Consider the following 24,632-nt stretch of genomic DNA (forward strand, 5'->3'; position numbering starts at 1 on the left):
TGACAGGAATCGGGGGTTTCATTTATGGCAGTCACCGTCACTGCGGTCATTCTTACGCTGATCGGCCTTGCGCTGTTCGGCTTCGGCTCTCAGCTCGTCATGTTGGGCGGGAGCTTTTATTATCTTCTTTCCGGACTGGCCTTTCTGTTGACGGCCGTTCTGCTGTTCAAGCGCAATCGCGCCGCCCTTCACGTTTATGCCGTTTTCATTGTCGCGACGCTTGCCTGGGCAGTCTGGGAAGTCGGATTTGACTGGTGGCAGCTTGGACCGCGGGGCGGCGTCATTATTCTCATTGGTCTTTGGCTGCTGGTGCCGTGGGTCAGGAAACCGCTTGGCTTTTCAAGCCCGACCGGTCTGAGTTACAGCCCTAACGCTTGGCCGCTGGTGCTTTCCGTTCTCGCCTCCTTTGCAGTTGCCGGCTACTCCATGGCGCAGGACCCGCATGATCAGGCGGGTTCGTTACCGCAGGAGATCGCATCTGCGGCACCTGTCTATGGCGGCGAAGTGCCTGACGGTGACTGGCATCAATATGGCCGCACACCCTATGGCCAGCGTTATTCGCCGCTGACGCAGGTGAATGTGGACAATGTCTCGCAGTTGAAGGAAGCCTGGCGTTATCAGACGGGGGACGTGAAGCTGCCTGATGATGTGGGTGAGACCACCTATCAGGTCACGCCACTCAAGATCGGCAATACGCTTTATATCTGCACGCCGCATAATTGGGCGATCGCCATCGATGCCGCCACCGGCAAGGAAAAATGGAAATACGACCCCAATGTCGGTCTCAATCCTGATCGCCAGCACCAGACGTGCCGTGGCGTTTCCTATTATGCCGAACCGAACGCCGCTGCCGGCACGGCCTGCGCCCAGCGCGTCTACCTGCCGACCTCGGACGCGCGGCTGATCGCGCTCGATGCGGCCACCGGCCAGGTCTGCACCTCCTTTGCCGATCAGGGTGTGCTGCATCTTGAACAGGGCATGAAGTACAATCCCGCCGGTTATTATTATTCGACCTCGCCGCCGGTCATCGCGGCTGGCAAAATCATCATCGGCGGCGCGGTGAACGACAATTATTCGACGCAGGAGCAGTCCGGCGTCATCCGCGCTTTCGATGTGAATAGCGGTGCTCTCATCTGGAACTGGGATTCCGGCAACCCGCAGAAGACCGAGCCGATCGCGGCGGGTGAGACCTATACGACCAACTCACCCAACAGCTGGTCGGTGCTGAGTTATGACGAAGGCCTCGGCCTCGTCTACGTGCCGCTTGGCAACCAGGTGCCGGACCAGCTTGGCATGGGCCGCAGCGAGAATGTCGAGAAATATTCCTCCTCGATTGTCGCGCTCGATATCAATACGGGCAAGGACCGCTGGGTGCGCCAGACGGTACATCACGATCTCTGGGACATGGATGTGCCGGCCCAGCCGGTGCTGCTCGACATCACCAAGGATGGCCAGACGGTTCCGGCCCTCGTGGGTCCCACCAAGCAGGGCGACATCTACGTGCTCGACAGGCGCACCGGTGAGCCGCTTCTGCCGATTACCGAGGAACCGGCGCCGACCGGAGCCATCCCTGAAGACTTCACATCCCCGACGCAGCCAACCTCGGCGCTGTCGTTCAAGCCGGAACCGCTGCAGGAAAAGAACATGTGGGGCGTCTCCATGTTCGACCAGCTCGCCTGCCGCATCCGCTTCCATCAGCTGAATTACAAGGGCCGCTATACACCGCCTTCGCTCAACGGCTCGATCATCTATCCCGGCAATTTCGGCACGTTCAACTGGGGCAGCGTGGCGGTCGATCCCGAGCGTCAGGTGATGTTCGGGATGCCAACCTATCTCGCCTTCACCTCGCAGCTCGTGCCGCGCGCCGACATTCCGCCGAAGGGACAGGATGAAAAGGGCAGCGAACAGGGCCTCAACCGCAATGACGGTGCGCCCTATGGCGTCTTTATGGGGCCATTCCTCGGTCCGCTAAAAATCCCCTGCCAGGCCCCGCCATGGGGTTATGTCGCGGGTGCCGATCTGCGGACCGGCGATGTCGCCTACAAGCATAAGAACGGCACGGTCTATGACATGACGCCGCTGCCGCTACCCTTCAAGGTGGGGGTGCCGGGCATTGGCGGACCGATGATCACCAAGGGCGGCGTCGCCTTCCTCGGTGCGGCCGTCGACAACTATCTGCGCGCCTATGATCTCACCACGGGCAAAGAGCTCTGGGAAGCGCGTCTGCCAGCCGGCGGTCAGGCAACGCCCATGACCTACTCGCTCGAAAACGGAAAACAATATGTAGTGATGGTCGCGGGCGGCCACGGTTCGGTTGGTACCAAGCCCGGTGATTACGTCATCGCGTATACGCTGCCCTGAGGTCCTCGCCTTTCACGCACAAAAAAACCGGAATGGGTGACCATTCCGGTTTTTTGTTTTGGCTGTGCACCTTACGCCGCCTTTTTCTCAGCGGCGGCATTAACGGAGGTCTTGGCGAGTGCTGTCAGCGCCTCGTCGGTCTTTGATTCTTCCTTGAGCGTAGCGTCCAGCAGCGAGACCGCCTTGGTGTGGCCCAGCTTTTCCGCCCATGCTTTCAGCGTGCCATAGCGGGCGATTTCATAATGCTCGACCGCCTGTGCCGAGGACACCAGACCGGCATCGAGGGCGGGTGTGCCCTTGAAATCCTCGATGATCTCTTCACCTTCGGCGATGATGCCCTGAATGGCTTCGCAGGTCTTGCCCTGTGCCCGTTTGCCAATGATCTCGAACACTTCCTGCAGGCGTTCGACGTGGCCCTGGGTTTCTTCCTTGTGCTTTTCAAAAGCCTGTTTCAGCTTCGGATCGGTCGCTGCCCGCGCCATTTTCGGCAGGGCTTTCAGGATCTGCCTTTCGGCGAAATAGATATCCTTCAGCGTGTCATAAAACAGGTCGTCGAGTTTCTTCTCGGCCATCGTTTCTTCTCCCATGATAGTGAAACTGTGTGACGTGCGTCCATGCGCACGGGAAACAAACCTTTCGCCGCCGCAATGGTTCCGGCTCCGTTGCGTGCAACCTTTATATTGTCGCGCGGAACCAACGTCTCTCTGCACACTTAGTGTGAGACATTTCGGCAGGAGAGACGAGCATGCCCCAAAGTCTGGCAGAAGAATTTTCCATGAATATTTCCATCCCCTTCGAGGTGCTGGTGGTGCGTGTGTTCGGCGCGGTCATCCTGTGCGGCCTGATCGGTCTGGAGCGGGAATTCCACAAGAATACCGCCGGCCTGCGTACCAACATGCTGATCGGCCTTGCCGCCGTTACCTTCTGCATCATCACTATCCACATGATGGAAACGATGGCGGAAGGCCATGAGGCGGCGCGGCTCGATCCCATTCGGCTGGTAGAGGCCGTGACCGCGGGCATCGCCTTTCTCGCGGCGGGCGTGGTCGTTTATACCCGGGGTGACGTCAAAGGCCTGACGACGGGCGCCAGCATGTGGCTATCTGCGGCGATCGGCCTTTCTGCCGGTCTCGGCATGTGGCCGCTCGCCCTTGTTGCCGCTAGCGCCGGTATCGTTGTGTTGTGGGCGATCCGCCACCTGCAGGTGGCGGCCGGCATCAAGGAGGATTGACGGGCATCAGCCGAAGCGGAAGAGATCGGCGTCCGGATCCTTGCCGCCATTGACGGCGGCTGCGACGATTTCGGCAGCGATCTGGCTAAAGGTAATGCCGTTGCCGCCGAAGCCCATCACAGCATAAACGTTTTTCATGCCCGGCACGGCGCCGATCAGCGGCAGACCGGTGGTAGTTGTGCCGAAGGCCGCCGCCCAGCGATAGTCCGGTGCACCCATATCGATGCCGATAAGCTTTTCGACCTTGCGGCGGATCGCCTCCGCCTTGGCGGTCAGTTTGCGCTCCGACTGGTAGGCGGTGGGGTTTTCCTCATCCTCTCCCCCAGCGATTACCCGCCCGTCACGGTCGGTGCGAAGGTAGAGATAGGGATCGGACGCCTCCCAGACGATATGGCTCTCCAGCCAGTCGGGCAGATCGAGCCCTTTTTTGCTCGCCAGCGCCCAGGTGGAAATGATCTGATGTTTCGGGCTTTCCAGCATTTTCAGGAATTCATAACCGGTGCAGAAGACGACGCTGCGGGCGGAAAGGATTTTGCCGTCGGCAGTGGCGAGAACAACCTCATCGCCGAGGTTTCTGAGGTCGGTAATCTCCAGCTTCGAGACGATTTCCGCGCCTGCGGCCGCCGTATGGCGCAGCAGGCCGGCCGTCAGCTGTGCTGGATTGGCCGAGGCCGAGATGTCGCTGAGGATGGCGGCGGTCCGGTCCAGCCCATATTGCTCCCGTAGTTCTCCCGTGGAGAGGAAGCGGGCTTCGATGCCGGCCTCTTCACGTGCAGCTGCTTCGGCTTTCAGTGCGCGTGAGCCCATTTCATCGCCGGCGAGATAAAGCGCCTGTTTGCGTTTCATGCTGCAGGAAATTCCGAGCGAAGAAACGATTTCCTCCAGACGCAGGACGGCGCGGGCGGAACGCTGCCATGCCCTGTCGGCGGCATCCTTGCCGATCATCTTTCTGAGTTCCGTCAGCGGCGTGTCGATCTCGTGCTGTATCATCGCCGTGCTGGCCACGCTGCTGCCCATGACAGGTTCGCGCCGGTCGATGATGAGCATCGTCTGTCCGGGCCTGTGCAGCGCATGGGATACCAGCGCGCCGCTGATGCCGGCCCCGACGACGATCGTGTCGTAATGGTTGGCAGCGGGTGTGTGCGTGCTGCGGATGCCGGTGCGTGGGGTATCGGCCCATATCGGCTTTGAATCCCTGAGATCGCGTTCTTTCGTCAGTTCCGATGTCGGCATGGGGTGTGTCCTGGATGGGTCAAGGCTCGGTATAGCCGGCGACAGTGAGGGTGAGTGTTCCGTTGCGGGGGTCGCTGCGGAAGAAAAGCGTGCCGTTGTCCTTCGATTCCGACGCGACATAATCGAAGGTGACGTCGGCGTTTTCAGGTGAGGCGCCGTTCTGCTCCAGATCGCCACGCACATTCACCTGCGCCGCGGTGGTCATGGAAAGATTATGAATGGCGAATTTCACTCTATATTGCCCGGTCTGCCCCTCCACGCCGGTGACGGCGATCTCGAAGCGGGCCTCTTCGGGTGAATAGCGATAGATGTCATAGGCGATCCAGCCGAACATGGCGGCGACGAGCAAGGTGGAGATGGTTCCAGTCACCCATTCGATCCAATGCGGATCGGCGCTTTCCGTCTGTTTTCCATCTTTCGATATCGTCATCTTCTCCTCACAGGATCAGCCGGGCCGACGCCGCGCCGATAGAGGCTGGAACGCCGAGAATAACGGCGGCATTCATGATCTGGGATAGCGAGGTGTGGTCGAGGCGCTCAAATGTCCAGAGCGTGTAGATGCTGATGGCGATGGCAACGACATAGCCGGGCAGGGTGAAGCGAATGAAAGCCTGCCACCATTGCTGCCCTTCATGCAGGCGATGCGAGCCCCTGAAGTGAAGCGCGTAGACAAAGCCATGCATGATGGCGATGGAGAGCAGGCATAATGCCAGGATGTGATAGGGCGTCACTTTGTAGGCGATCAGGATCATTTCTTCCGTCGGAGCGACATTGAGGCTGAGGAAGAGCGCGCCGACCATCATCATGAACAGCTCGTGAAGATAACCCGTCTCGCCAGAATATTCGCCCTCCTCCTCGTCTTCCGCGTCCGAGCGCTGACCCAATTGGCTGCGGCCGAGCAGCGCACCAATGCTGGCCGGCACCGACTGCAACGCGACCTTGGCGACGATATTCGAGGCGGTCAGTTGGTCGTTCAGAATGCCGAACAACAAAAGTACGGCTGCGCTCACCATGATGCCAAGCCCATAGGCGGTTAGCGTGTCGCGCCAGGCCTGGCGCCAGGAATCCGTCTTTTCGAAACCGATGCGGCGTGCGAGCAGAAAGAGCAGCGGCAGATTGAGGATACAGAGCAACAGAAGCCGCCATGGATTGACGTATAATCCAAGGAACCACATTTCCATGGTCATCAGCATGGGCAACGCAAACAGCAATGCGCCCGCCGTGCCGCGCGCCAGACCGGTCAGAAACTGTCTGACCTCGTCATCGTCTGCGTGTTTTCGACTGACTGCTACCGCCATCCCGACCCCTCATGCGAGGAGATAACGCGATGGCGTTTTTCCGGTTCCGTCCGGTTTATTTTGCAGGATCGATGAGAGCAATGCCGAATTCCCTGTTATAGCTGCGCCGGAGTTCTGCGGGCGTTTCGCGAATGACCACTTCCAGCGTAGGACGCACCAAGCCCTTCAGAAAATGTCCGCCTCTGGTGGACCCATCGGCAAAACCGAGAACCACATGCAGATGCGGATTAGGCACGCCGTTCTCGTCCAGCGTGATATCACCGAGCAGGGTCAGGACCTCACTCTGCTCGGCGACCGGTATTTCCTGATAATCCTGCGTCTTAAGATCGAAAAATGCGAGCGTCGCGGTTGCAAAGGCGCCGATCGCCGTGACTGAGGCAGCGTTTATATTTTCTGCCCTGGCAAAACGGCGGATAGCGTCAAAGGCCTCCTCCTCGGGATCCACGATAAGGATGAAGGTGCGCTCCGCTCCGCCTGCCAGTAATCTGCTTTTCATATCGTTCTCCCAAAAAAAGTGCCGCCGGAAGCCGGCGGCACGACAATGTGCTGGTATCTTAAGCGGCGCGTCGTTCGTGGCGGCCTTCTTCGACCTCTTCCACGATCTTTGCGACGAATGCATCGAGATCGTCAGGGCTGCGAGAGGTGATGATCCCCTTGTCGGTCACCACTTTTTCGTCCTTCCAGTTGGCGCCCGCATTTTTGAGGTCTGTTTTGATCGACCAATAAGAGGTGGCGTCGCGGCCACGGAGCGCATCCGCTTCGATGAGAAGCCACGGCGCGTGGCAGATGGCGGCAACGACCTTGCCGGACTTGACGAAATCTCGAACGACCCGCATTGCATCCTCATCGTGGCGGAGAATATCGGGGTTGATCTGGCCGCCGGGAAGAACCAGCGCGTCGAAATCATTCACTTTCACTGTCTTGGCGGAAAGGTCGACGGCGATGCTGTCGCCCCAGTTCTTTTCATCCCAGCTCTTGATTTCGCCCTCCTTGATGGAGGCGATCTTCACGTCGGCACCCCTGGCCTTCAGCTGTTCATAGGGCACGCGCAACTCAGAGCGCTCGTAGCCGTCTGTCGCGAGAATGAGAATCTTTGCAGCATTGATGGCAGTCATGTCTGTCTCCTTCTGAATTCAGTCTTCTTTGTCGGAATTGATGGATGGCAGGAAAAATTCCACGTCCTTGCGGCGCTCGGCATCGAGTTTCTCGATATGCGCCTGCCAAAACTGTTCGGCGTCGGCAGGTTCGTTCTCCCATTGGCGCACGAATGTCTTGTTATCGTCGATCATCACCTGACGTGTGCCGCCAAGCCGCAGATATTCTTCCGCAAGTTTGCGCGTTTCGGTCTTTTCCATGTCGCGGCTCCTTAAGGGTGGAAATCGGACGGAGGGACGCCGGATGGGTAAGAAGCTCGGCTGCCATTTCGTTGGCCACCGGGAGAAAACGGAAAAATCCCGGTGTTCTTCAGCACCATCGTGTCCGTTTGACACGGCGGCCCTCCTGCCAGAACAACGTGGGCTTTCCGGTATGGTTCCGCAGTTTTTCGAACGGCTTTATCGCCCCGCGCAAATGAATAGTGCGCAATTTTAACCGGAACAAACCGGTGTCTTCCATTGTTTTACACCCCATGCAGGGAGGCAGCATGGCAGCCAGAAACGACGACAAATATCGCGGCGATACCGAAAACAAAGGTTTCTGGACGATCGACTTCGGCCGGTCGCCAGTCATCGGTACGGCCATTCATGATGGTCATTTCATCCGTTCGGATATAGCCAGCCTGATGGCGCTTTCCCCGGAACAAAGATTGCGCGAGGAAGACCCTTTCACCGGCGAGATGATCGCGAGACTGACAAACCGCCTCGTCGTGCACCATTCGCGTTTCGAAATCGATCTCAATCGTGCGGCCGATCAGGCGATCTATCTGAAGCCGGAGCAATCCTGGGGGCTTGAGGTGTGGAGCGAGGAGCCATCGCAAGACGCTGTTCGCCATTCACTCGATTTCCATGCGGATTATTACGCGATGCTTGAGAGCGTTCTCTCGTCCGTCGAGCGGCGGCATGGGCCTTTCGTGGTGCTGGATGTGCACAGCTACAATCACCGCCGCCAGGGTGCCGGCGAGCCGCCGACTGCCCAGGCGGAAGCACCGGATATCAATATCGGCACGTTTTCCATGGATCGCAGCCGCTGGAACGATGTCGTCAGTGCGGTGGGAGAGCATTTCGCATCCGCGACCATTGGCGGCCGCCGCCTCGATGTGCGCGAGAACGTGGCCTTTCAGGGCAAGGGGGAACAGACCCGCTTCATCCATGAGCGCTTTGCCGAAAATGGCTGCGCCATCGCGATTGAATTCAAGAAATTTTTCATGGATGAATGGACCGGAGAGCCGGACAGACGTGTGGTATCGGACATCAGAGAGACGATCGCTGCCCTTCAGCCGGTTCTCGAAGAATGTCTGAGGTCGCGGTGATGGCCGGTTCCTCTGCCCGCCGCGAACTTTCACCCATCGCCGATCTGGTGGATGACGTCGCCTCCTGTCTTGAGGCTGGCAAGGCGATCCGCCGTGATGTCGGCAAGGACGGCAGGCTCCACATCGACCGGCCGTTGCCGTTCCTCTGCCTGCACCTGACCGGGGGTACGAAAAATCTCGCCGCGCGCGATATCGCCGCCGCCCATGCCTCCTATCTCATCGCTTCAAATATTCAGGAGGCGGCACCACTGATCGAGGCTGTCGGCGCTGCCATGCGGCAGCGCTTCGGTGCTTTCATCGTGCTCGACATTGGTGAACTCGAACACGATATCCTGCTGGCTGACGATTCCCCCTTCCTGCCGCATTACGAGGTTTCCGTCTCTGCGACTTCGGAACCGGAAACGCAAAAAGCCCGCCGGGTTTTCATCAAGGCGGTGTGTGATGCCGAAGTGCGTTTTCGCACGCCACGCATTACCAGGCCGGAACCGGAAGCCGATCCGGTCCTCAGGTTTCACAATGCCGGACTGGATTTTCCCTGCATCAGCGTGCGCTTTGCGCCGATCTACCGCCAGCCGGAATCCGGTGCGGACTATCCCGGACTGCGTGAGACGATGATCGCCGATCTTTTCGACGCGGGTTTACAGGCCTTCTCGTCATTTTCATCCGGTATGGATGCGCTGACGGTCACAAGCCACCGGGCGCTCGGCCGCAAGGCCTTTGTCGACGCCGTCCGGCGCGCCGACCGTTCGGTTGACGAGATCGTGTCATCCTTCGATTTTCTTCTGTCCGTCACGCCGATCAATGCCCGCAGAGCCTTCGAGGAGTTTCGCGATGGCAGCTTCCAGTTTGCGCCGCGCCTGCTTTACCGGCCGCTGGGCGTCGATGTCGAAGAGCAGAAACGCAAGCTCTATTCCGTTGTTTTCGATCATCTGGAAGACCCGGTTCTCTATCATCTCTACCGGGAGAAACAGCAGGAGATCGACCTGCAACTGACGATGCTTGCAAGCCTGCACCATCGCACTTTTACCGATTTTTCGCGTGCCCTCTATGGCGCTGTCGAACCCGCTCTTCTAACCCTTGCACTTCGTGTGCTCGAGGATTGCCCGCGCGCGCAAGAAACCAGCGAAATCGCCATGGTGGATTGTTACGCGGTCGCCAAGAAATCACGGGAGATGGTCGAGACCTATCTGGGAGAGGAACCAGAGTTCAAGGCCCGTGTCGAAATCCGGGACGACCTGCCGCCTGGCCTGATGGTGACGGGTGAGAAGCTGCTGATTTCTCGCCACACGGTCATGGAAGAGCGACGTGTCGAGGCGCTGTTGTCACATGAAATCGGCGTGCATCTTCTCACCTATTTCAATGGCTCGTCCCAGGGCCTCAGGCTCTTCCGCACCGGCCTTTCCGGTTACGAGGGCGTGCAGGAGGGGCTGGCGGTGCTGGCGGAGCATCTGGCCGGTGGCATGACGCGGGAGCGCCTGCGGCTGATCGCCGGCCGCGTCGTTGGTTGCGCCGCCATGCTGGATGGCGCGACGTTCGTGGACACCTTCCGCATCATGACCCGTGATCACGGCTTCGATGAGGCCGGCGCCTTTAACATGGTGCTGCGCATCTATCGTGGCGGCGGTCTTTCCAAGGATGCTATTTATCTGCGCGGGCTGGCCGAGGTGCTGGACCATCTGCGCAGGGGTGGCGCGCTCGATCCCTTCTGGATGGGAAAGATCGCCGCCAAACATTTTCCGGTCATGCAGGAGCTGGCCTTGCGCGGCCTGTTACGGCCGCCTGGGGTCAGGCCTGCATTTTTATTGCCCGCCAAGGCCAATGAGCGCCTGGAGAAAATCCGGGCGGGATTATCAATCGCCGAACTGGCGACATTATAGGAGGGGCTTCATGCGTATCGCATTTTTCGTCAATTCCATCGAAACCGAAGGGCCGACCTTCGCAACGGGCCTGTTGGCCATGGCGGCCCTCAATCGCGGCCATGATGTGGTCTATCTGACACCGGGGGATTTTACCCTGCGCTCCGATGACACCCTGGCGGTTCATGCCACTGTCATCCGCAAGGGAAAATACAAGAAGCCCGAGGCGTTCCATGCGGCACTCCAGGACAAGGCGCTTGAGCGCATCACCATGGATGTGGAGGAAATCGACGCACTGATGCTGCGAAACGACCCTTCGCTCGACCAGACGACGCGGCCATGGGCCGTCCATGCGGGCATTCTTTTTGGCCGGCTTGCCGAGCAGCGCGGCGTCGTGGTGCTCAATGATCCCGAAGGCCTGGCGCTTGCGCAGAACAAGCTCTATTTCCAGAGCTTCCCGGAAATCGTTCGCCCGACGACGCTGATTTCCCGCAATGTCGAAGAAATCCGCGCCTTTGCCGATACGCATCCCAAGGGCGTCATCGTCAAACCCCTGCAGGGTTCCGGCGGCAAGAACGTCTTCAAGATCGGGTCGAGCAAGGAAACCAATCTCAACCAGATTTTCGAGGCGGTGAGCCTTGAGGGGTATCTGATCGCGCAGGCCTATCTGCCGGCCGCGAAAGAGGGCGATGTGCGGTTCTTCATGATGAACGGCAGGCCTTTAATGCGCGACGGGCAATATGCCGCGCTTCGCCGTGTGCCGGCCAAGGGCGACCTTCGTTCCAATATTCACGCCAACGGCACGGCCGAAGCGGTGAAGGTGACGGATGAAATCGTTGAGCTTGCCGAAATGATGCGGCCGAAGCTGGTGGAAGACGGCATGTTCCTTGTCGGCCTCGATATCGTCGGTGACAAGATATTGGAGGTGAACGTGTTTTCGCCGGGCGGGCTGTCGAATATCCTTGAACTCACCAATGTCGATTTCAGCGATACGATCATCGAGGCGGTGGAAACCAAGGTGTCGATGCAGGCGGCGTCCGGCGGTGCCCTGTCGAACAGGCTGCTGGCGACGCTTTGACTATTCCGTGAGGTTTCCGTTTATCCCGCGATACCAGGCGACGAGGGCCTTGATGCCCTCTTCGACCGGGGTCTGCGGCACATAACCGGTCAATGCCCTCAGAAGATCCGGCGAGGCGAAGGTGCGCGGCACGTCGCCCTGCTGCATCGGCAGCATGTTGCGGATCGCCGGCTTGCCGACTGCCTTTTCGATCGTTTCGACAAAGTGCATCAGCTCTACCGGCTGGCCGCCGCCGATATTGACGACACGGAAAGGTGCATGGTGCGAAAGCGTGTCGGTCACGCCTTCCTGTGTCACGCGGTTTTCCTCTGATGGGATCACGGCGCTCAGCCGGACGATGCCTTCGACCAAATCATCGATATAGGTGAAATCACGGCTCATATTGCCTTGCCCGTAAATATCGATCGGCTGGCCGTTGGAAACCGCGTCCACAAATTTGATCGGCGCCATGTCCGGCCGTCCCCACGGGCCATAGACCGTGAAGAAACGGAAGGCGGTGGTGGGCAGCTTGTGCAGATGCGCATAGCTGTGCGCCATCAATTCCATGGATTTTTTGGTGGCTGCGTAGAGCGTCATCGGCTCGTCGGCCTTGTCGCTTTCCGCAAAGGGGATTTTTTCATTGGCGCCGTAGATGGAGGAGGTCGATGCCAGCATCAGGTGCTTGACCTTAAGGCTTCTGGCAAGCTCCAGCATGTTGAACGAGCCGATGAGATTGGAATCGATATAGGCGCGCGGATTTTCAAGGCTGTAACGAACACCGGCCTGTGCGGCGAGGTGGATGATGATTTCCGGTTCGGCGGCTTCTGCCGCCCGCTTCAGCGCATCGGTATCTTCGAGCATGCCGATCTCGGCCCGGAAGCCGTTGGAGCGGGCAAGGATGGCGTGGCGTTTTTCCTTCAGGCTGACATCGTAATATTTCGTCATGCCATCGAAGCCGGTGACGAAGTGTCCGGCATCCAGCAGCCGTTTCGCAACGTAAAAACCGATGAAGCCTGCCGTGCCGGTAACCAGATAACGCATGATGACTATGTCCCGAATCCGTTGGTGCGTTTGCGGTCAGACCGAAGCGCGGAAAATCTCTTGATGAAATTGCGAAAGCGAAGCCTTCAGGTGTCGTTGCCCGAACTGCCTTCATGCGGGCGACCCACCGCGGCATAGATGAAGCCATGGCCGGCGACCTCGTCCGTGCGGTAGATATTGCGCAAATCCACGAGCACAGGACTTTTCATGATGGCTTTGAGGCGCGGCAGGTCTAGCGCGCGGAACTGGTTCCATTCCGTCACGATCACGACGGCGTCGGCGCCTTCCGCTGCCTCGTAAGGGCCTGCCGCATAGTCGATATCTTCCATCAGGTGCCGGGCATTCGCCATGCCTTCCGGATCGTAGCCGACCACCTTTGCGCCGCCATCCTGCAGGGTCTGGATGATGGCGATGGCCGGGCTGTCGCGCATGTCGTCAGTGTTCGGCTTGAAGGTCAGGCCCAGCACGGCGATTTTCTTGCCGCGCACGTCACCGCCCACCGCATTGATGACCTTGCGGCCCATGGCGCGCTTGCGCGTGTCGTTGACGGCGATGGTGGTTTCGATCAGCCGTACCGGCGCATCATAATCCTGCGCGGTCTTGGCGAGCGCCAGCGTATCCTTCGGGAAACAGGAGCCACCATAACCGGGGCCGGCATGCAGGAATTTCGAGCCGATACGGCCATCGAGACCAATCCCGCGGGAAACATCCTGCACATTGGCGCCGACCTTTTCGCAGAGGTCAGCCATTTCGTTGATGAAGGTGATCTTCATCGCCAGAAAGGCGTTGGCGGCATATTTGATGAGTTCGGAAGCGCGCCTTGTGGTGAAGAGCAGCGGCGACTGGTTGAGGTAAAGCGGGCGGTAAACTTCGGTCATCACAGGGCGTGCGCGCTCATCCGAGAGGCCGACGACAATGCGGTCCGGCCGCTTGAAATCCTCGATGGCAGCCCCTTCGCGCAGGAATTCCGGGTTGGAAACCACGGCAAAATCGGCCGAGGGGTTTTCCTCGCGAATGATGCGCTCCACCTCGTCGCCGGTGCCAACGGGAACAGTGGATTTGGTGACGATGACGGTGAAACCATCAAGAGCATGGGCGATCTCTTTCGCTGCCGCGTAGACATAACCGAGATCGGCATGTCCATCCCCGCGCCGCGAAGGCGTACCGACCGCGATGAAGACGACATCGGCATTGGCGACAGCGGCGGAAAGATCTGTCGTGAAGCTCAACCGGCCAGCCTTGGCGTTGTTGGCGACGATGGTTTCCAGACCCGGCTCGAAGATCGGAATATGGCCGCTTTTCAAAGCCTCGATTTTCTCCGGCATCTTGTCGACGCAGACCACATCATGGCCAAAATCTGCAAAACACGCGCCGGACACGAGGCCGACATAACCCGAACCGATCATCACAATCCGCATTCTTTTTCCTTTCGGTTAGCGAGGCCATGTTAACGCGGCTGCACCGGCCGGGGAAATCGGCGGGTGAAAAATCGCATAATGATGTTTAGCCGCCTTCATGTCCGTCGCCAAGCGCCACGATCAACACCGGCTAACCTCTTTCCATGACGGTGATGTGATGGCCTTGGCGGGACAAATTTGCCGCACCTTGCAGCCATTTGCACCAGCTGCGTCCAATCCGGCAATTTTGCCGTTTTTGCGGCTTGCACTCATAGGTAGCCGGGTCTAGCCATAGGGTCGAGGATCAAATCTGCCAGACTGTCTGCCCTTTAATAGGGTGCTCGGGTCGCGCCACGCGGCCGGGGGATGCTTTGCGTTGCGGTCGATGTTCGGGGAAGTCAAATGCAAAAGGGTTTTCTGCTCGGTCTGTTCGCTTATGCGACCTTTTCCATGGGCGATGCCACGATCAAGTCGCTTGGGTCACAGATCAGCGTTTTCGAGATCGGCTTCTTCAGCATCCTCTTTTCCGGCATCTTCATCTTCTTCAGCAAGCCACGCGAGGAAAGGTGGCGCGAATTCTGGCGCATGAGCCGGCCCTTTGCTGTGCATGGGCGCGCGATTTCGGGTCTCTTCGCCGGTATTTTCGGCATCTATGCCTTCACCACCATTCCGCTGGCCGAAGCTTATGCGCTGATCTTTCTGTCGCCGCTTTTCGTGACCGTGCTTTCTGCCGTGGTGCTGAAGGAGAATATCGGCCCATGGCGCTGGGCGGCGGTTCTGGCCGGCATCGTCGGTGTCATCCTCGTCGTACGCCCGGGCTTCAAGACGCTGGAACTCGGCCATATCGCCGCCATCGGCGTGGCGTTCCTGGCGGCCATGACCATCGTGCTTTTGCGCTCGCTGGCGGGCAAGGAAAAACGCACCTCGATCATGGGTGTGCTGTTGATTTACGGGCTAACTTTCAATGGGATCGCTTCCATTCCCGATTTCGTCATGCCCAACCTGCACCAGCTTCTGGCCTTCGCCTTCATCGGCCTTTGCACGGCGACGGGACAGATCACCCTTCTGGTCGCCACCCGCATTGCGCCGGCAAGCCAGATTGCGCCCTCGCATTATTCGCAAATCCTCTGGGCCGTGGCGATCGGCATGACCTTCTTCCACGAATACCCTGACGCCATCGCGGCGCTGGGTCTCGCCGTCATCGCTGCATCGGGGCTTTTGACGATGATCCGCGAAAAAGTCAGGCTCGGCACCGTGCGCTGGAACCCGTTCTTCCGCAATCGACTTTGATTGTCGATTATCGACACAGGCGTACATAACGGCCTAGACCGGCTTGCCCACCTGATCGAGCAGCCACGCCTGAAAGGCGCGGGCAAGTACATTGTCCTGACGTCCTTCCGGCAGGGCGACATAATAGCTCTTGTCGGTCTGCAAGGGGATGTCGAACACGATTTCGAGGCGGCTGGAGGCAAGCTCTGCCTCGATGAGATATCGCGGCAGAAGGGCAAAACCGATGCCGCTTGCGGCGGCCTCGATGATCATCGAAAACTGGTCGAAACGGCTGCCCTGATAGGCATTGTCTGCCGTCACGCCGTTCATTTCCAGCCATTCCGTCCAGAGTTTCGGCCGGGTCGTGACATGCAGCAGCGGTTGCCCGGCCAGATCCTGCGCCCGGTTCACGCCTGCGCGGCGGAGCAAAGCAGGGCTGGCAACCGGCACGATCACCTCGTTGCATAAGAACGTACAGGTGCCATGCGCCCAGATTGGCTGGCCATAATGAATGGCGAGATCGAAACCTTCCTCGTCAAAATCGAAGGGGTGCGATCGTGAGCCGATTGTGATCGTCATATCGGGATTGGCGTCGATGAAGCGGGAGAGGCGCGGCATCAGCCAGCGGCTTCCGAATGTCGGCAGCGTTGCGACGGAGAGCGACGCATGCGACGTCCCGGCGGAAACCGCACGCACCATCAACTGTTCGGATTGCTGCAACAGGCGCCGCACATCGGGCAGGAATTTGCGCCCGGCTTCCGAAAGCACGACCCGTCTGCGGATGCGCTCGAAGAGTTGCATTCCCGTCTGGGCTTCCAGCTCGCCGATCTGCCGGCTGACGGCACTCTGCGTGAGGTTGAGTTCTTCGGCCGCACGCGTAAAATTGCCATGCCGTGCCGCGCATTCGAACGCTTGCAGGGTAATGATATCAGGAACCAGTCTTCTGCGCGGATCCATTCCATTCTCGCATCAACTTACCCGCTTTCCTCATTGGAAAAGGGTCGTTATGGCCATATATGATTACGGGAAAGAATGGAACGGTGTTTTCCAGCGCTGCCGGCCCAGTTTCAAACAACGAAAGAAAAATTCGGGGAAAGATGAGTGACGGGAGTTGAAAGCGCCGTATCCAAACGGCCTTTCCTCCCCTTTCAACCACAAGGACGATGGACATGGATGCGATGACGAAGCTTGACGTGAAACAGGAAGCCGCGGCTCTGCTCGACAAGATGGGTGTTGCCCGCGATCTTTATACCGGCGGCGACATGGCGTCCTTCAGCCCCGTGACGGGTGAGCAGATAGCAAGCCTCAGGACCGTGTCGGTAGAGGGTGTCGCAGCCGTGGTCGACAAGGCTGATGCGGCGTTCAGGACCTGGCGTAATGTGCCGGCGCCGCGTCGTGGCGAGTTGATCCGCCTGCTTGGCGAAGAACTGCGCGCCTTCAAGACCGATCTCGGCCGTCTCGTCTCGCTGGAAGCGGGCAAGATCCCGTCCGAAGGTCTCGGTGAAGTGCAGGAGATGATCGATATCTGCGATTTCGCTGTCGGTCTCTCCCGCCAGCTTTACGGTCTCACCATCGCCACCGAACGTCCCGGCCACCGCATGATGGAAACCTGGCATCCGCTTGGCGTCGTCGGCGTCATCTCGGCCTTCAATTTCCCCGTCGCCGTCTGGTCGTGGAATGCCGCACTTGCCCTCGTCTGCGGTAATTCGGTGGTCTGGAAGCCTTCGGAGAAGACCCCGCTTACGGCGCTTGCCGTGCAGGGCATCTTCGAGCGCGCCGCCGCCCGCTTTGGCGATGCGCCGGAAGGTCTGTCCCAACTGCTGATCGGTGACCGCGCCGTGGGTGAAGCCATGGTGGATTACCCCAAAGTGCCGCTCGTCTCCGCCACCGGCTCGACCCGTATGGGGCGCGATGTCGGTCCGCGTCTGGCCAAGCGCTTTGCCCGCGCCATTCTGGAACTTGGCGGCAACAATGCCGGCATCGTCTGCCCGTCTGCCGATCTCGACATGGCGCTGCGCGCCATCGCCTTCGGCGCCATGGGCACCGCCGGCCAGCGCTGCACGACGCTTCGCCGGCTTTTCGTACATGACAGCGTTTATGAGGAGCTCGTGCCGCGCCTGAAAAAGGCTTACGCGTCTGTCTCCGTCGGCAATCCGCTGGAAAGTTCCGCACTCGTTGGCCCGCTGGTCGACAAGGCGGCCTTTGACGGCATGCAAAAGGCGATTGAGGCTGCCAAGGCGGCCGGCGGCGTTGTGCATGGCGGCGACCGCGTCGATACCGGTGCGGCAGATGCCTATTACGTGAAACCTGCACTCGTCGAAATGCCGAAGCAGGTTGGCCCCGTTCTGGAAGAGACCTTCGCGCCGATCCTCTATGTCATGAAGTATAGCGATCTCGATCAGGCGATCGACGCGCATAATGCCGTCGCCGCGGGTCTTTCCTCGTCCATCTTCACCCGTGACATTCAGGAATCGGAACGTTTCCTGTCGTCGGAAGGCTCGGATTGCGGCATTGCCAACGTCAATATCGGCACATCGGGTGCGGAAATCGGCGGCGCGTTTGGCGGCGAGAAGGAAACCGGTGGCGGCCGTGAATCCGGTTCGGATTCTTGGAAGGCCTATATGCGCCGCGCCACCAACACCATCAACTATTCCAAGGCGCTGCCTTTGGCGCAGGGCGTTTCCTTCGATATCGAATAAGCACATCCTAGGACGATTGATGTATATGCCGGCGCCGCGTGCGCCGGCGTTTTCGTTTGGGGCTAAAAATGAGCCGCCGCCAATATTTGCGGAGAAGCCTGATGGTGGCGGAATTTTATTCCTGCCATATCCGTTATATTGAATTATTGTCTCTCTATCGTTTTTATTGAAAACCCTAGCATTGCTCCATATCGCAGACCGGCCAGTGGGGCTGGTGATAGGAGATGAAATGCCAGCCATTACCCGACGCGCTCTTTCCGCCGGTCTTATCGCCGCCGTCGCTCTTTCTGTTCTTCCTTTTGCCGCACAGGCTGCGGAAGAACTGAAGATCGGTTATCAGAAAACCGGCCTGCCGGTTATCGCAAGGCAGCAGGGCGTCATCGAAAAGGCGCTCGAGGCCAAGGGCGTCAAGGTGTCCTGGGTGGAGTTCACGGCAGGCCCGCCGCTGGTGGAAGCCCTGAATGTCGGTTCCATCAATGTCGGCTGGACGGGTGATGCGCCGCCGATTTTCGGACAGGCGGCGGGTTCAGCCATCGTTTATGTCGCGGCGCTTCCTTCGAACGGCAAGGGCGAGGCGATCTTCACCAAGCCTGAAAGCGGCATCAAGTCGGTCGCCGATCTCAAGGGCAAGAAGGTCGGTGTCGGCAAGGGCACCAGTGCCCACAATCTGCTGGTGGCGGCTCTGGAGAAAAACGGCCTGAAACTCAGTGATATCGATGTGACCTATCTCAGCCCCGCCGATGCCGCGGCTGCTTTTGCCAGCGACAAGATCGATGCCTGGGCCGTATGGGATCCATTCTACGCGATTGCCGAAACCCGCTACAAGCCGGTCACTCTGGCTCGCACCAGTGATGTTCTTGACGTCAAGACCTATTTCCTCGCCAACCGCGATTATGCCAAATCCCATGCGGATACGATCAACACCAACGTCGGTGCCTTGGGCGAAGCGGCGAAATGGTCTGCCGCCAACCGCGACAAGGTGGCGGCTGCCCTGCACGAGGTGACGGGCGTTCCATTGGAGGCGCAGACGCTTGCCGCCAACCGCTCGGAATTCGGCATCACCAGGATCGACGACAAGATCGTCGCCAGCCAGCAGGAAACCGCCGACCGCTTTTATCGTCTGGGCCTCATCCCGAAACAGATCAGCATCAAGGATGCCGTCTGGTCGGGTGCGACCAACTGAGCCAGACTGGAGGGGATGCCATGAGCACTGGAAAGCGTATCGAGATAGGTGGCGTTGCCACCGGCTGGCTGCTTCCCGCCCTCATCCTTGCAGGATGGGAAGTGGCGGCGCGTGTTGGCTTGATTTCTGCCAATGTGTTGCCGGCCCCCTCCGCTGTCGCGGAAGCCTTCTGGCGGCTTCTGCTCTCGGGTGAGCTTATAGCCAATATCGGCGTCAGTTCCGCCCGCGCACTCGCCGGCTTTGCCATCGGCGGCTCCATCGGCTTCATCTTCGGGCTCGCCAATGGCCTGTCTAGATTTTCCCGCAGTTTCACCGATACGACGCTGCAGATGATACGCAATATCCCACATCTGGCGCTCATTCCGCTCGTCATCCTCTGGTTCGGCATAGACGAGGAAGCGAAGCTCTTTCTCGTCGCGCTCGGCGTGTTTTTCCCTATCTACATCAACACGCTGCTCGGCATTCAGGGGGTCGATCCGCAACTGGTGGAGATGGGCCGCACCTACGGCATGTCGCCCTTCACGCTGTTCCGGCGGGTTATCCTGCCCGGCGCTCTGCCATCCATCTTCACCGGCCTGCGCTATGCGCTCGGCATCATGTGGTTGACCTTGATCGTGGCGGAAACCATTTCCTCGTCCTCCGGCCTCGGCTATATGGCCATGCAGGCGCGCGAGTTCCTGCTGATCGATGTCGTTGTGCTGTCGATCCTCATCTATGCGCTTCTCGGCAAACTCGCCGACAGTTTCGCCCGCTTCCTCGAAAGCATCTTCCTGCAATGGCATCCAGCCTTCAAGAAAGTCTGAGGTAACCCATGTCGACCGGTAATGTGACGACGCTGAGACGCCCCGAAGCCCCGCCATCCCTTCCGGCCGGAACCGAGGCGAAGATCGAACATCACGCAAGACCGGCTGAAGGCAAGGTCGCCTTCAGCTTCCGAAACGTCACGAAAAGCTTCGGCGACAAGCCGGTTCTGCGCGGCATCGATCTCGACGTGCGGGAAGGCGAGTTTCTGGCTGTTATCGGCAAGAGCGGCTGTGGCAAGAGCACGCTTTTGCGCATTCTGGCGGGCCTCGACACGCCGACGACCGGCACCGTCTCGAAAGACCCATCGAACCGCACCCGCATGATGTTTCAGGAGCCGCGGCTTCTGCCGTGGGAGCGGATCGCAAACAATGTTTCGGTGGGACTGACCGGCATCGCCAAAGGCGAAGCGGCAAGGGAACAGGCGCTTGGCATTCTCGACGAGGTCGGTCTCAAGGACCGGGCGGGCGAGTGGCCCTATGTGCTCTCCGGTGGCCAGAAGCAACGCGTGGCGCTGGCCCGCGCCCTTGTCGCCCATCCGCAGATCCTGGCACTGGACGAGCCGCTCGGGGCGCTCGATGCGCTGACCCGCATCGAAATGCAGCTTCTGCTGGAGCGTATCTGGCGCAAGCAGAAATTCACTGCCGTGCTCGTCACCCATGATGTGTCGGAGGCCGTGGCGCTTGCCGATCGCATCGTCGTCATCGATGAGGGGCGCATCGCGCTCGATCTCGATGTAAAACTGCCGCGCCCGCGCCGCCACGGCACGCCGGAATTCGCAAGGCTGGAAGAACAGGTTCTGAACCAGCTCTTCGGCCGCGGCGACATTACCGGACAATAGGTGGTACGGCAGGGCCGAGACCCTGCCGGGACCATGTTTAGCCAATGCTCATCAGGCTGGCATTGCCGCCGGCGGCCGTGGTGTTGACGCTGACTGAAACCTCTTCCACCAGCCAGTCGAGAGTATAGGGCTGGCTTTCGCCGGAAAGTGCGTCCGTCGTCGCTGCCTGAAAGAGAACCAGCGGGCCGGGCAGGGCGGCGATCTTCCTGTTGATCGCAACCACGCGTTCCGCATCGCCCTCGACCAGCGCACCGGCGAAGGGTGCCGATTTTTCCCAGTCATCCGCCCAGACGATGCGCGAGGTCACGCTTGCCGGCAGGCCGTAGATCGCCTTTTCCAGTCCCGAAGCATTGTCGATGACAACAGAGTTGCCGGTAGATAGCGCTGCCGCAAGCTGACGGTAAAGCCCCTGTTCGGTTGCCGGCACCAGCAGGATCTTGCCGCGCGGATGCAGCGCATAGACATTGCGCTCGCCGACGGGGCCGGCCAGCTCGGTCTCAAAGCCAAGGCCTGAAAGCGCAGCCGCCTGGCGTGCGGCTTCTGCCGCAACAGTCTGACCATTTTCATCCAGCCAGCGGGCGAGATCGACCGCAGCCTGATCCTGCTGGCTGGCGATGCGGTCTATCTTTGGCGCTTTCTCCGTCATGCGGCCGAGATAAAGCGGACCGCCGGCCTTGGGGCCGGTGCCGGAAAGGCCGCGTCCGCCAAAGGGCTGCACACCGACCACCGCGCCGATGATGTTGCGGTTCACATAAAGATTGCCGGCCGCAACGCGGGAGAGCACATGCTGGATCGTATCGTCGAGACGCGTATGCAGGCCGAAGGTCAGGCCGTAGCCGGTGGCGTTGATCTCATCGATCAGCCGGTCGAGATGATCGCGCTTGAAGCGGATGACGTGCAGCACCGGCCCGAAGACCTCGCGCTTCAGATCGGCGAGCGATTTCATCTCGATGATGGTTGGCGGTACGAAGGTGCCCTTGCCGGTTTCCCCCGCAAGCGCAATCTGCTCGATGCGGTGACCGAGCGACCGCATGCCGTCAATATGCTTTTCGATGATGCCCTTGGCCTCGGCGGTGATGACGGGGCCGACATCGACGGAGAGCTGATCCGTGCGGCCGATGCGCAATTCGTGCAGCGCGCCTTTCAGCATGGTCAGCGTGCGGTCCGCCACATCTTCCTGCAGGCAGAGGATGCGCAGTGCCGAGCAGCGCTGTCCGGCACTGTCGAAGGCAGACGCGATGACATCGGCGACAACCTGTTCGGCAAGCGCGGAGGAATCGACGATCATGGCGTTCTGACCACCGGTCTCGGCAATCAGCGGCACCGGCTGGCCATTGGCCAGAACCCGGCCGGCAAGCTGCCCCTGAATGAGCCGCGCCACCTCAGTGGAGCCGGTGAACATCACGCCCGCCGTCAGTGGTGAGCCGACCAGCGCCGCACCCGTCTTGCCATCGCCCGGCAGAAGCTGCACGGCGTCTTGCGGAACGCCCGCCTCATGGAGCAGGCGCACACCCTGCGCGGCGATCAGCGGAGTCTCCTCAGCGGGTTTTGCCAGAACCGGGTTGCCGGCGACCAGCGCTGCGGCCACCTGACCGATGAAGATGGCGAGCGGGAAGTTCCACGGGCTAATGCAGACGACGGGACCGAGCGATTTTTCATCCGATTTGAAATTCCTGCGGGCTTCTGCCGCGTAGTAACGCAGGAAATCGATGGCTTCGCGCACCTCGGCAATGGCGTTGGGCATGGATTTTCCCGCCTCGCGCATGATGAGGCCGAGCAGTGTGGGCATTTCGGCCTGCATGGCGTCGGCCGCGCGCTCCAGGCAGGCGGCACGGTCTTCCACTGGCATAGAGGGCCAGCTTGAAGCCGCCGCCCGCTGCATGGCCGCTTCGACATCGGCCTCGGTGGGTTCCGTCACATGGCCGACGATATCGCTGTGGTCGCCGGGGTTGAGGACCGGGCGCGTCTGGCCGCCAGCCTGTGGCGCCGCAGCCTTCCATTCCGTTGCTGCACCCGCCTTCAGTGTTTTGTCGAGGGCAGAGAGCGTTGTTTCATTGGAGAGGTCGACGCCGGCGGAGTTTTTCCGTTCCGGGCCGAAGAGATCGGCGGGGGCGGCGATACGGTCGTGCTGCGCACCGGGAACGGCATAGGCCTTCACCACCGCGACCGGGTCTTCCAGCAGGGAATCCACCGGCACGGCCGGATCGGCAATGCGATTGACGAAGGAGGAGTTCGCGCCGTTCTCCAGAAGGCGGCGCACGAGATAGGCCAGCAGCGTCTCATGCGTGCCGACAGGGGCATAGAAACGGCAGGGGCGGTCGAGTTTCTTTTTGCCGACGACTTCGCTGTAAAGCGGTTCGCCCATGCCGTGCAGGCACTGGAACTCGTAGTCGCCGAGTTTGAAATCGGGACCGGCGAGGTGATAGATGGTCGCCATGGACTGCGCATTGTGGGTCGCAAATTGCGGGAAGACCAGATCGCGCGCGTCGAGCAGCTTGCGGGCGCAGGCGATGTAGGAGACATCGGTATGCACTTTCCGGGTAAAGACCGGGAAGTCTTCCAGCCCCTCCACCTGCGCGCGCTTGATTTCCGCATCCCAATAAGCGCCCTTGACGAGGCGCACCATGATGCGGCGGCCCGAACGGCGGGCGAGGTCGATGATGTAGTCGAGAACGAAGGGGCAGCGGCGGCCATAGGCCTGCACCACGAAACCGAGGCCGTTCCAGCCAGCAAGGTCCTTGTCCAGCGCCAGTTCTTCGAGAAGATCGAGTGACAGTTCCAGCCGGTCGGCTTCTTCCGCATCGATATTGAGGCCGATATCGTATGTCTTGCTGAGCAGCATCAGCGATTTCACGCGCGGCAGAAGCTCCGCCATCACCCGCTCGGCCTGCGCGCGGGCGTAGCGTGGATGCAGCGCCGAAAGCTTGATGGAAATGCCCGGCCCGCCATAGATGCCGCGGCCGGCGGAGGCCTTGCCAATGGCGTGGATGGCGTTTTCATAATCCTTGTAATAACGCTCGGCATCCTTTGCGGTGGTCGCGGCTTCGCCCAGCATGTCGTAGGAATATTGGAAGCCCTGCTCCTCAAGCGGCTTCGACCGCTTGATCGCCTCACCGATGGTTTCGCCGGTCACGAACTGCTCGCCCATCATACGCATCGCCATGTCGACGCCACGGCGGATGACGGGTTCGCCGGCGCGGGCGATCAGCTTCGTCAGCGCCGCTGAAAGGCCGCTGTCATTGACGGTCGAAGTGAGCTTGCCTGTGATGACGAGACCCCAGGTGGCGGCATTGACGAAAAGCGAACGCCCGCCGCCAATATGGGACTTCCAGTCGCCACGCGCGATCTTGTCGCGGATCAGCGCGTCGCGGGTGGCGGTGTCAGGAATGCGCAGCAGCGCTTCGGCAAGGCACATCAGCGCCACGCCCTCATGGCTGGAAAGCGAATATTCCTGCACCAGCCCTTCGACGCCTGTGCCCTTGGTTTTGGCACGCAGCGCCTCGATCAGCTTGCGGGCGGTGTCGCGAATGGCTTTCGCCTGGTCAGCCGTCACCGTCGCCGCTTCGATCAAAGGCGCCATGCATTCTTCTTCTGCCCGGCGGTAGGCGGCAGTGACCGCCTTGCGCAGCAGGCTCTGTTCGCGCACCGGCGGCGCAAAATTCTGGAAGATACTGTTTCCCACCTGCTGGATAGTTACACCGGCATTGCTTGCACCATCGGCCATTCTGAAAATCCTGAAAACGCTGTTGAAGGCAGATCGTCGGCGGCAGCGTGTCCTCCGCCCGCCGCTTGTCATCCTGGTACTCACAATATCATTGCCGCAAAAATTGCTATGGCCTTATTTTCAGGATAAAACAGGCAATATGAACTTTTATGATGAGAAAACGGCGTAAAATCG

The 24,632-nt window shown here is 59.9% G+C and carries 21 protein-coding genes; 10 read left to right on the forward strand and 11 right to left on the reverse strand.

From position 1 onward, the window contains the following. Positions 1–24 precede the first annotated feature (24 nt). Entirely contained in the window at positions 25–2,361 is a 2,337-nt protein-coding gene (locus ATU_RS19330) for a glucose/quinate/shikimate family membrane-bound PQQ-dependent dehydrogenase (RefSeq protein WP_010973588.1), read from the forward strand. 71 nt (positions 2,362–2,432) lie between these two features. Here the strand turns inward: ATU_RS19330 and ATU_RS19335 are convergent, their stop codons facing one another. Beyond that, complete coding sequence (locus ATU_RS19335) at positions 2,433–2,933, reverse strand: YciE/YciF ferroxidase family protein (RefSeq protein WP_006313899.1); 501 nt, start codon at positions 2,931–2,933, stop codon at positions 2,433–2,435. Positions 2,934–3,106: 173 nt separating this feature from the next. Here ATU_RS19335 and ATU_RS19340 point away from each other — a divergent pair, with 173 nt between their 5' ends. Further along, on the forward strand, positions 3,107–3,592 hold the full coding sequence (locus ATU_RS19340; RefSeq protein WP_010973589.1) for an MgtC/SapB family protein: 486 nt from the start codon (positions 3,107–3,109) through the stop codon (positions 3,590–3,592). 6 nt (positions 3,593–3,598) lie between these two features. Here the strand turns inward: ATU_RS19340 and ATU_RS19345 are convergent, their stop codons facing one another. Genes ATU_RS19345 through ATU_RS19370 form a run of 6 tightly spaced genes read right to left on the reverse strand, consistent with a single transcriptional unit; the run spans position 3,599 to position 7,478 of the window. Continuing rightward, complete coding sequence (locus ATU_RS19345; protein WP_010973590.1) at positions 3,599–4,825, reverse strand: NAD(P)/FAD-dependent oxidoreductase; 1,227 nt, start codon at positions 4,823–4,825, stop codon at positions 3,599–3,601. Positions 4,826–4,844: 19 nt separating this feature from the next. After that, positions 4,845–5,255 carry a TIGR02588 family protein gene (locus ATU_RS19350; RefSeq protein WP_010973591.1) on the reverse strand — a complete coding sequence of 137 codons (411 nt, stop codon included), beginning with the start codon at positions 5,253–5,255 and terminating at the stop codon, positions 4,845–4,847. A 7-nt stretch (positions 5,256–5,262) separates the two neighbouring features. Then, positions 5,263–6,123, reverse strand: coding sequence for a TIGR02587 family membrane protein (locus ATU_RS19355; protein WP_010973592.1), 861 nt, complete (start codon positions 6,121–6,123; stop codon positions 5,263–5,265). 55 nt (positions 6,124–6,178) lie between these two features. Next, entirely contained in the window at positions 6,179–6,619 is a 441-nt protein-coding gene (locus ATU_RS19360) for a PPC domain-containing DNA-binding protein (RefSeq protein ID WP_010973593.1), read from the reverse strand. Between the two features lie 58 nt (positions 6,620–6,677). Further along, on the reverse strand, positions 6,678–7,238 hold the full coding sequence (locus ATU_RS19365) for a type 1 glutamine amidotransferase domain-containing protein (RefSeq protein ID WP_006313905.1): 561 nt from the start codon (positions 7,236–7,238) through the stop codon (positions 6,678–6,680). Between the two features lie 18 nt (positions 7,239–7,256). Next, the gene (locus ATU_RS19370) at positions 7,257–7,478 is read right to left on the reverse strand and encodes a hypothetical protein (protein WP_006313906.1); all 222 of its coding nucleotides are present in this window, start codon (positions 7,476–7,478) and stop codon (positions 7,257–7,259) included. 287 nt (positions 7,479–7,765) lie between these two features. On the opposite strand from ATU_RS19370, the gene ATU_RS19375 reads away from it, so the two are divergent. Genes ATU_RS19375 through ATU_RS19385 form a run of 3 tightly spaced genes read left to right on the forward strand, consistent with a single transcriptional unit; the run spans position 7,766 to position 11,524 of the window. Next, the gene (locus tag ATU_RS19375; RefSeq protein WP_010973595.1) at positions 7,766–8,590 is read left to right on the forward strand and encodes an N-formylglutamate amidohydrolase; all 825 of its coding nucleotides are present in this window, start codon (positions 7,766–7,768) and stop codon (positions 8,588–8,590) included. After that, positions 8,590–10,467: a flavohemoglobin expression-modulating QEGLA motif protein gene (locus tag ATU_RS19380; protein ID WP_010973596.1), complete on the forward strand. Its 1,878-nt coding sequence runs from the start codon at positions 8,590–8,592 to the stop codon at positions 10,465–10,467. The genes ATU_RS19375 and ATU_RS19380 overlap by 1 nt, the downstream gene beginning before the upstream one ends. A gap of 10 nt (positions 10,468–10,477) precedes the next feature. Beyond that, the gene (locus ATU_RS19385; protein ID WP_010973597.1) at positions 10,478–11,524 is read left to right on the forward strand and encodes a glutathione synthase; all 1,047 of its coding nucleotides are present in this window, start codon (positions 10,478–10,480) and stop codon (positions 11,522–11,524) included. On the opposite strand, the gene ATU_RS19390 is transcribed toward ATU_RS19385, so the two are convergent. Both ATU_RS19390 and ATU_RS19395 read right to left on the reverse strand, forming a co-directional pair. Next, positions 11,525–12,544, reverse strand: a complete 1,020-nt coding sequence (locus ATU_RS19390) for an NAD-dependent epimerase (protein WP_010973598.1) — start codon at positions 12,542–12,544, stop codon at positions 11,525–11,527. A gap of 86 nt (positions 12,545–12,630) precedes the next feature. Next, on the reverse strand, positions 12,631–13,962 hold the full coding sequence (locus ATU_RS19395; protein WP_006313911.1) for a UDP-glucose dehydrogenase family protein: 1,332 nt from the start codon (positions 13,960–13,962) through the stop codon (positions 12,631–12,633). A gap of 381 nt (positions 13,963–14,343) precedes the next feature. Between ATU_RS19395 and ATU_RS19400 the strand changes: the two genes are divergently transcribed. Next, complete coding sequence (locus tag ATU_RS19400) at positions 14,344–15,231, forward strand: DMT family transporter (RefSeq protein ID WP_010973599.1); 888 nt, start codon at positions 14,344–14,346, stop codon at positions 15,229–15,231. Positions 15,232–15,264: 33 nt separating this feature from the next. Here ATU_RS19400 and ATU_RS19405 read toward each other — a convergent pair whose 3' ends face one another. Next, entirely contained in the window at positions 15,265–16,167 is a 903-nt protein-coding gene (locus ATU_RS19405; RefSeq protein WP_010973600.1) for a LysR family transcriptional regulator, read from the reverse strand. 212 nt (positions 16,168–16,379) lie between these two features. Here ATU_RS19405 and amaB point away from each other — a divergent pair, with 212 nt between their 5' ends. From amaB to ATU_RS19425, 4 genes are all read left to right on the forward strand, one after another. After that, complete coding sequence (gene amaB / locus ATU_RS19410) at positions 16,380–17,909, forward strand: L-piperidine-6-carboxylate dehydrogenase (RefSeq protein ID WP_010973601.1); 1,530 nt, start codon at positions 16,380–16,382, stop codon at positions 17,907–17,909. A gap of 229 nt (positions 17,910–18,138) precedes the next feature. Beyond that, positions 18,139–19,092: an aliphatic sulfonate ABC transporter substrate-binding protein gene (locus tag ATU_RS19415; RefSeq protein ID WP_010973602.1), complete on the forward strand. Its 954-nt coding sequence runs from the start codon at positions 18,139–18,141 to the stop codon at positions 19,090–19,092. Positions 19,093–19,112: 20 nt separating this feature from the next. Then, complete coding sequence (locus tag ATU_RS19420; protein ID WP_010973603.1) at positions 19,113–19,895, forward strand: ABC transporter permease subunit; 783 nt, start codon at positions 19,113–19,115, stop codon at positions 19,893–19,895. A gap of 8 nt (positions 19,896–19,903) precedes the next feature. Further along, positions 19,904–20,734, forward strand: a complete 831-nt coding sequence (locus tag ATU_RS19425) for an ABC transporter ATP-binding protein (RefSeq protein ID WP_010973604.1) — start codon at positions 19,904–19,906, stop codon at positions 20,732–20,734. 37 nt (positions 20,735–20,771) lie between these two features. Here the strand turns inward: ATU_RS19425 and putA are convergent, their stop codons facing one another. Then, a complete protein-coding gene (putA, locus tag ATU_RS19430) occupies positions 20,772–24,458 on the reverse strand; it encodes a trifunctional transcriptional regulator/proline dehydrogenase/L-glutamate gamma-semialdehyde dehydrogenase (RefSeq protein WP_010973605.1) in 3,687 nt (1,228 codons plus the stop codon). Between the last annotated feature and the right edge of the window lie 174 nt (positions 24,459–24,632).

Source organism: Agrobacterium fabrum str. C58 (assembly GCF_000092025.1).
Lineage (GTDB): Bacteria > Pseudomonadota > Alphaproteobacteria > Rhizobiales > Rhizobiaceae > Agrobacterium > Agrobacterium fabrum.

Coding starts and splice junctions, on each gene's coding strand:
- ATU_RS19330 (WP_010973588.1), top strand. CDS start 25: ATGGCAGTCACCGTCACTGCGGTCATTCTTACGCTGATCGGCCTTGCG.
- ATU_RS19335 (WP_006313899.1), bottom strand. CDS start 2,933: ATGGCCGAGAAGAAACTCGACGACCTGTTTTATGACACGCTGAAGGAT.
- ATU_RS19340 (WP_010973589.1), top strand. CDS start 3,107: ATGCCCCAAAGTCTGGCAGAAGAATTTTCCATGAATATTTCCATCCCC.
- ATU_RS19345 (WP_010973590.1), bottom strand. CDS start 4,825: ATGCCGACATCGGAACTGACGAAAGAACGCGATCTCAGGGATTCAAAG.
- ATU_RS19350 (WP_010973591.1), bottom strand. CDS start 5,255: ATGACGATATCGAAAGATGGAAAACAGACGGAAAGCGCCGATCCGCAT.
- ATU_RS19355 (WP_010973592.1), bottom strand. CDS start 6,123: ATGGCGGTAGCAGTCAGTCGAAAACACGCAGACGATGACGAGGTCAGA.
- ATU_RS19360 (WP_010973593.1), bottom strand. CDS start 6,619: ATGAAAAGCAGATTACTGGCAGGCGGAGCGGAGCGCACCTTCATCCTT.
- ATU_RS19365 (WP_006313905.1), bottom strand. CDS start 7,238: ATGACTGCCATCAATGCTGCAAAGATTCTCATTCTCGCGACAGACGGC.
- ATU_RS19370 (WP_006313906.1), bottom strand. CDS start 7,478: ATGGAAAAGACCGAAACGCGCAAACTTGCGGAAGAATATCTGCGGCTT.
- ATU_RS19375 (WP_010973595.1), top strand. CDS start 7,766: ATGGCAGCCAGAAACGACGACAAATATCGCGGCGATACCGAAAACAAA.
- ATU_RS19380 (WP_010973596.1), top strand. CDS start 8,590: ATGGCCGGTTCCTCTGCCCGCCGCGAACTTTCACCCATCGCCGATCTG.
- ATU_RS19385 (WP_010973597.1), top strand. CDS start 10,478: ATGCGTATCGCATTTTTCGTCAATTCCATCGAAACCGAAGGGCCGACC.
- ATU_RS19390 (WP_010973598.1), bottom strand. CDS start 12,544: ATGCGTTATCTGGTTACCGGCACGGCAGGCTTCATCGGTTTTTACGTT.
- ATU_RS19395 (WP_006313911.1), bottom strand. CDS start 13,962: ATGCGGATTGTGATGATCGGTTCGGGTTATGTCGGCCTCGTGTCCGGC.
- ATU_RS19400 (WP_010973599.1), top strand. CDS start 14,344: ATGCAAAAGGGTTTTCTGCTCGGTCTGTTCGCTTATGCGACCTTTTCC.
- ATU_RS19405 (WP_010973600.1), bottom strand. CDS start 16,167: ATGGATCCGCGCAGAAGACTGGTTCCTGATATCATTACCCTGCAAGCG.
- amaB (WP_010973601.1), top strand. CDS start 16,380: ATGGATGCGATGACGAAGCTTGACGTGAAACAGGAAGCCGCGGCTCTG.
- ATU_RS19415 (WP_010973602.1), top strand. CDS start 18,139: ATGCCAGCCATTACCCGACGCGCTCTTTCCGCCGGTCTTATCGCCGCC.
- ATU_RS19420 (WP_010973603.1), top strand. CDS start 19,113: ATGAGCACTGGAAAGCGTATCGAGATAGGTGGCGTTGCCACCGGCTGG.
- ATU_RS19425 (WP_010973604.1), top strand. CDS start 19,904: ATGTCGACCGGTAATGTGACGACGCTGAGACGCCCCGAAGCCCCGCCA.
- putA (WP_010973605.1), bottom strand. CDS start 24,458: ATGGCCGATGGTGCAAGCAATGCCGGTGTAACTATCCAGCAGGTGGGA.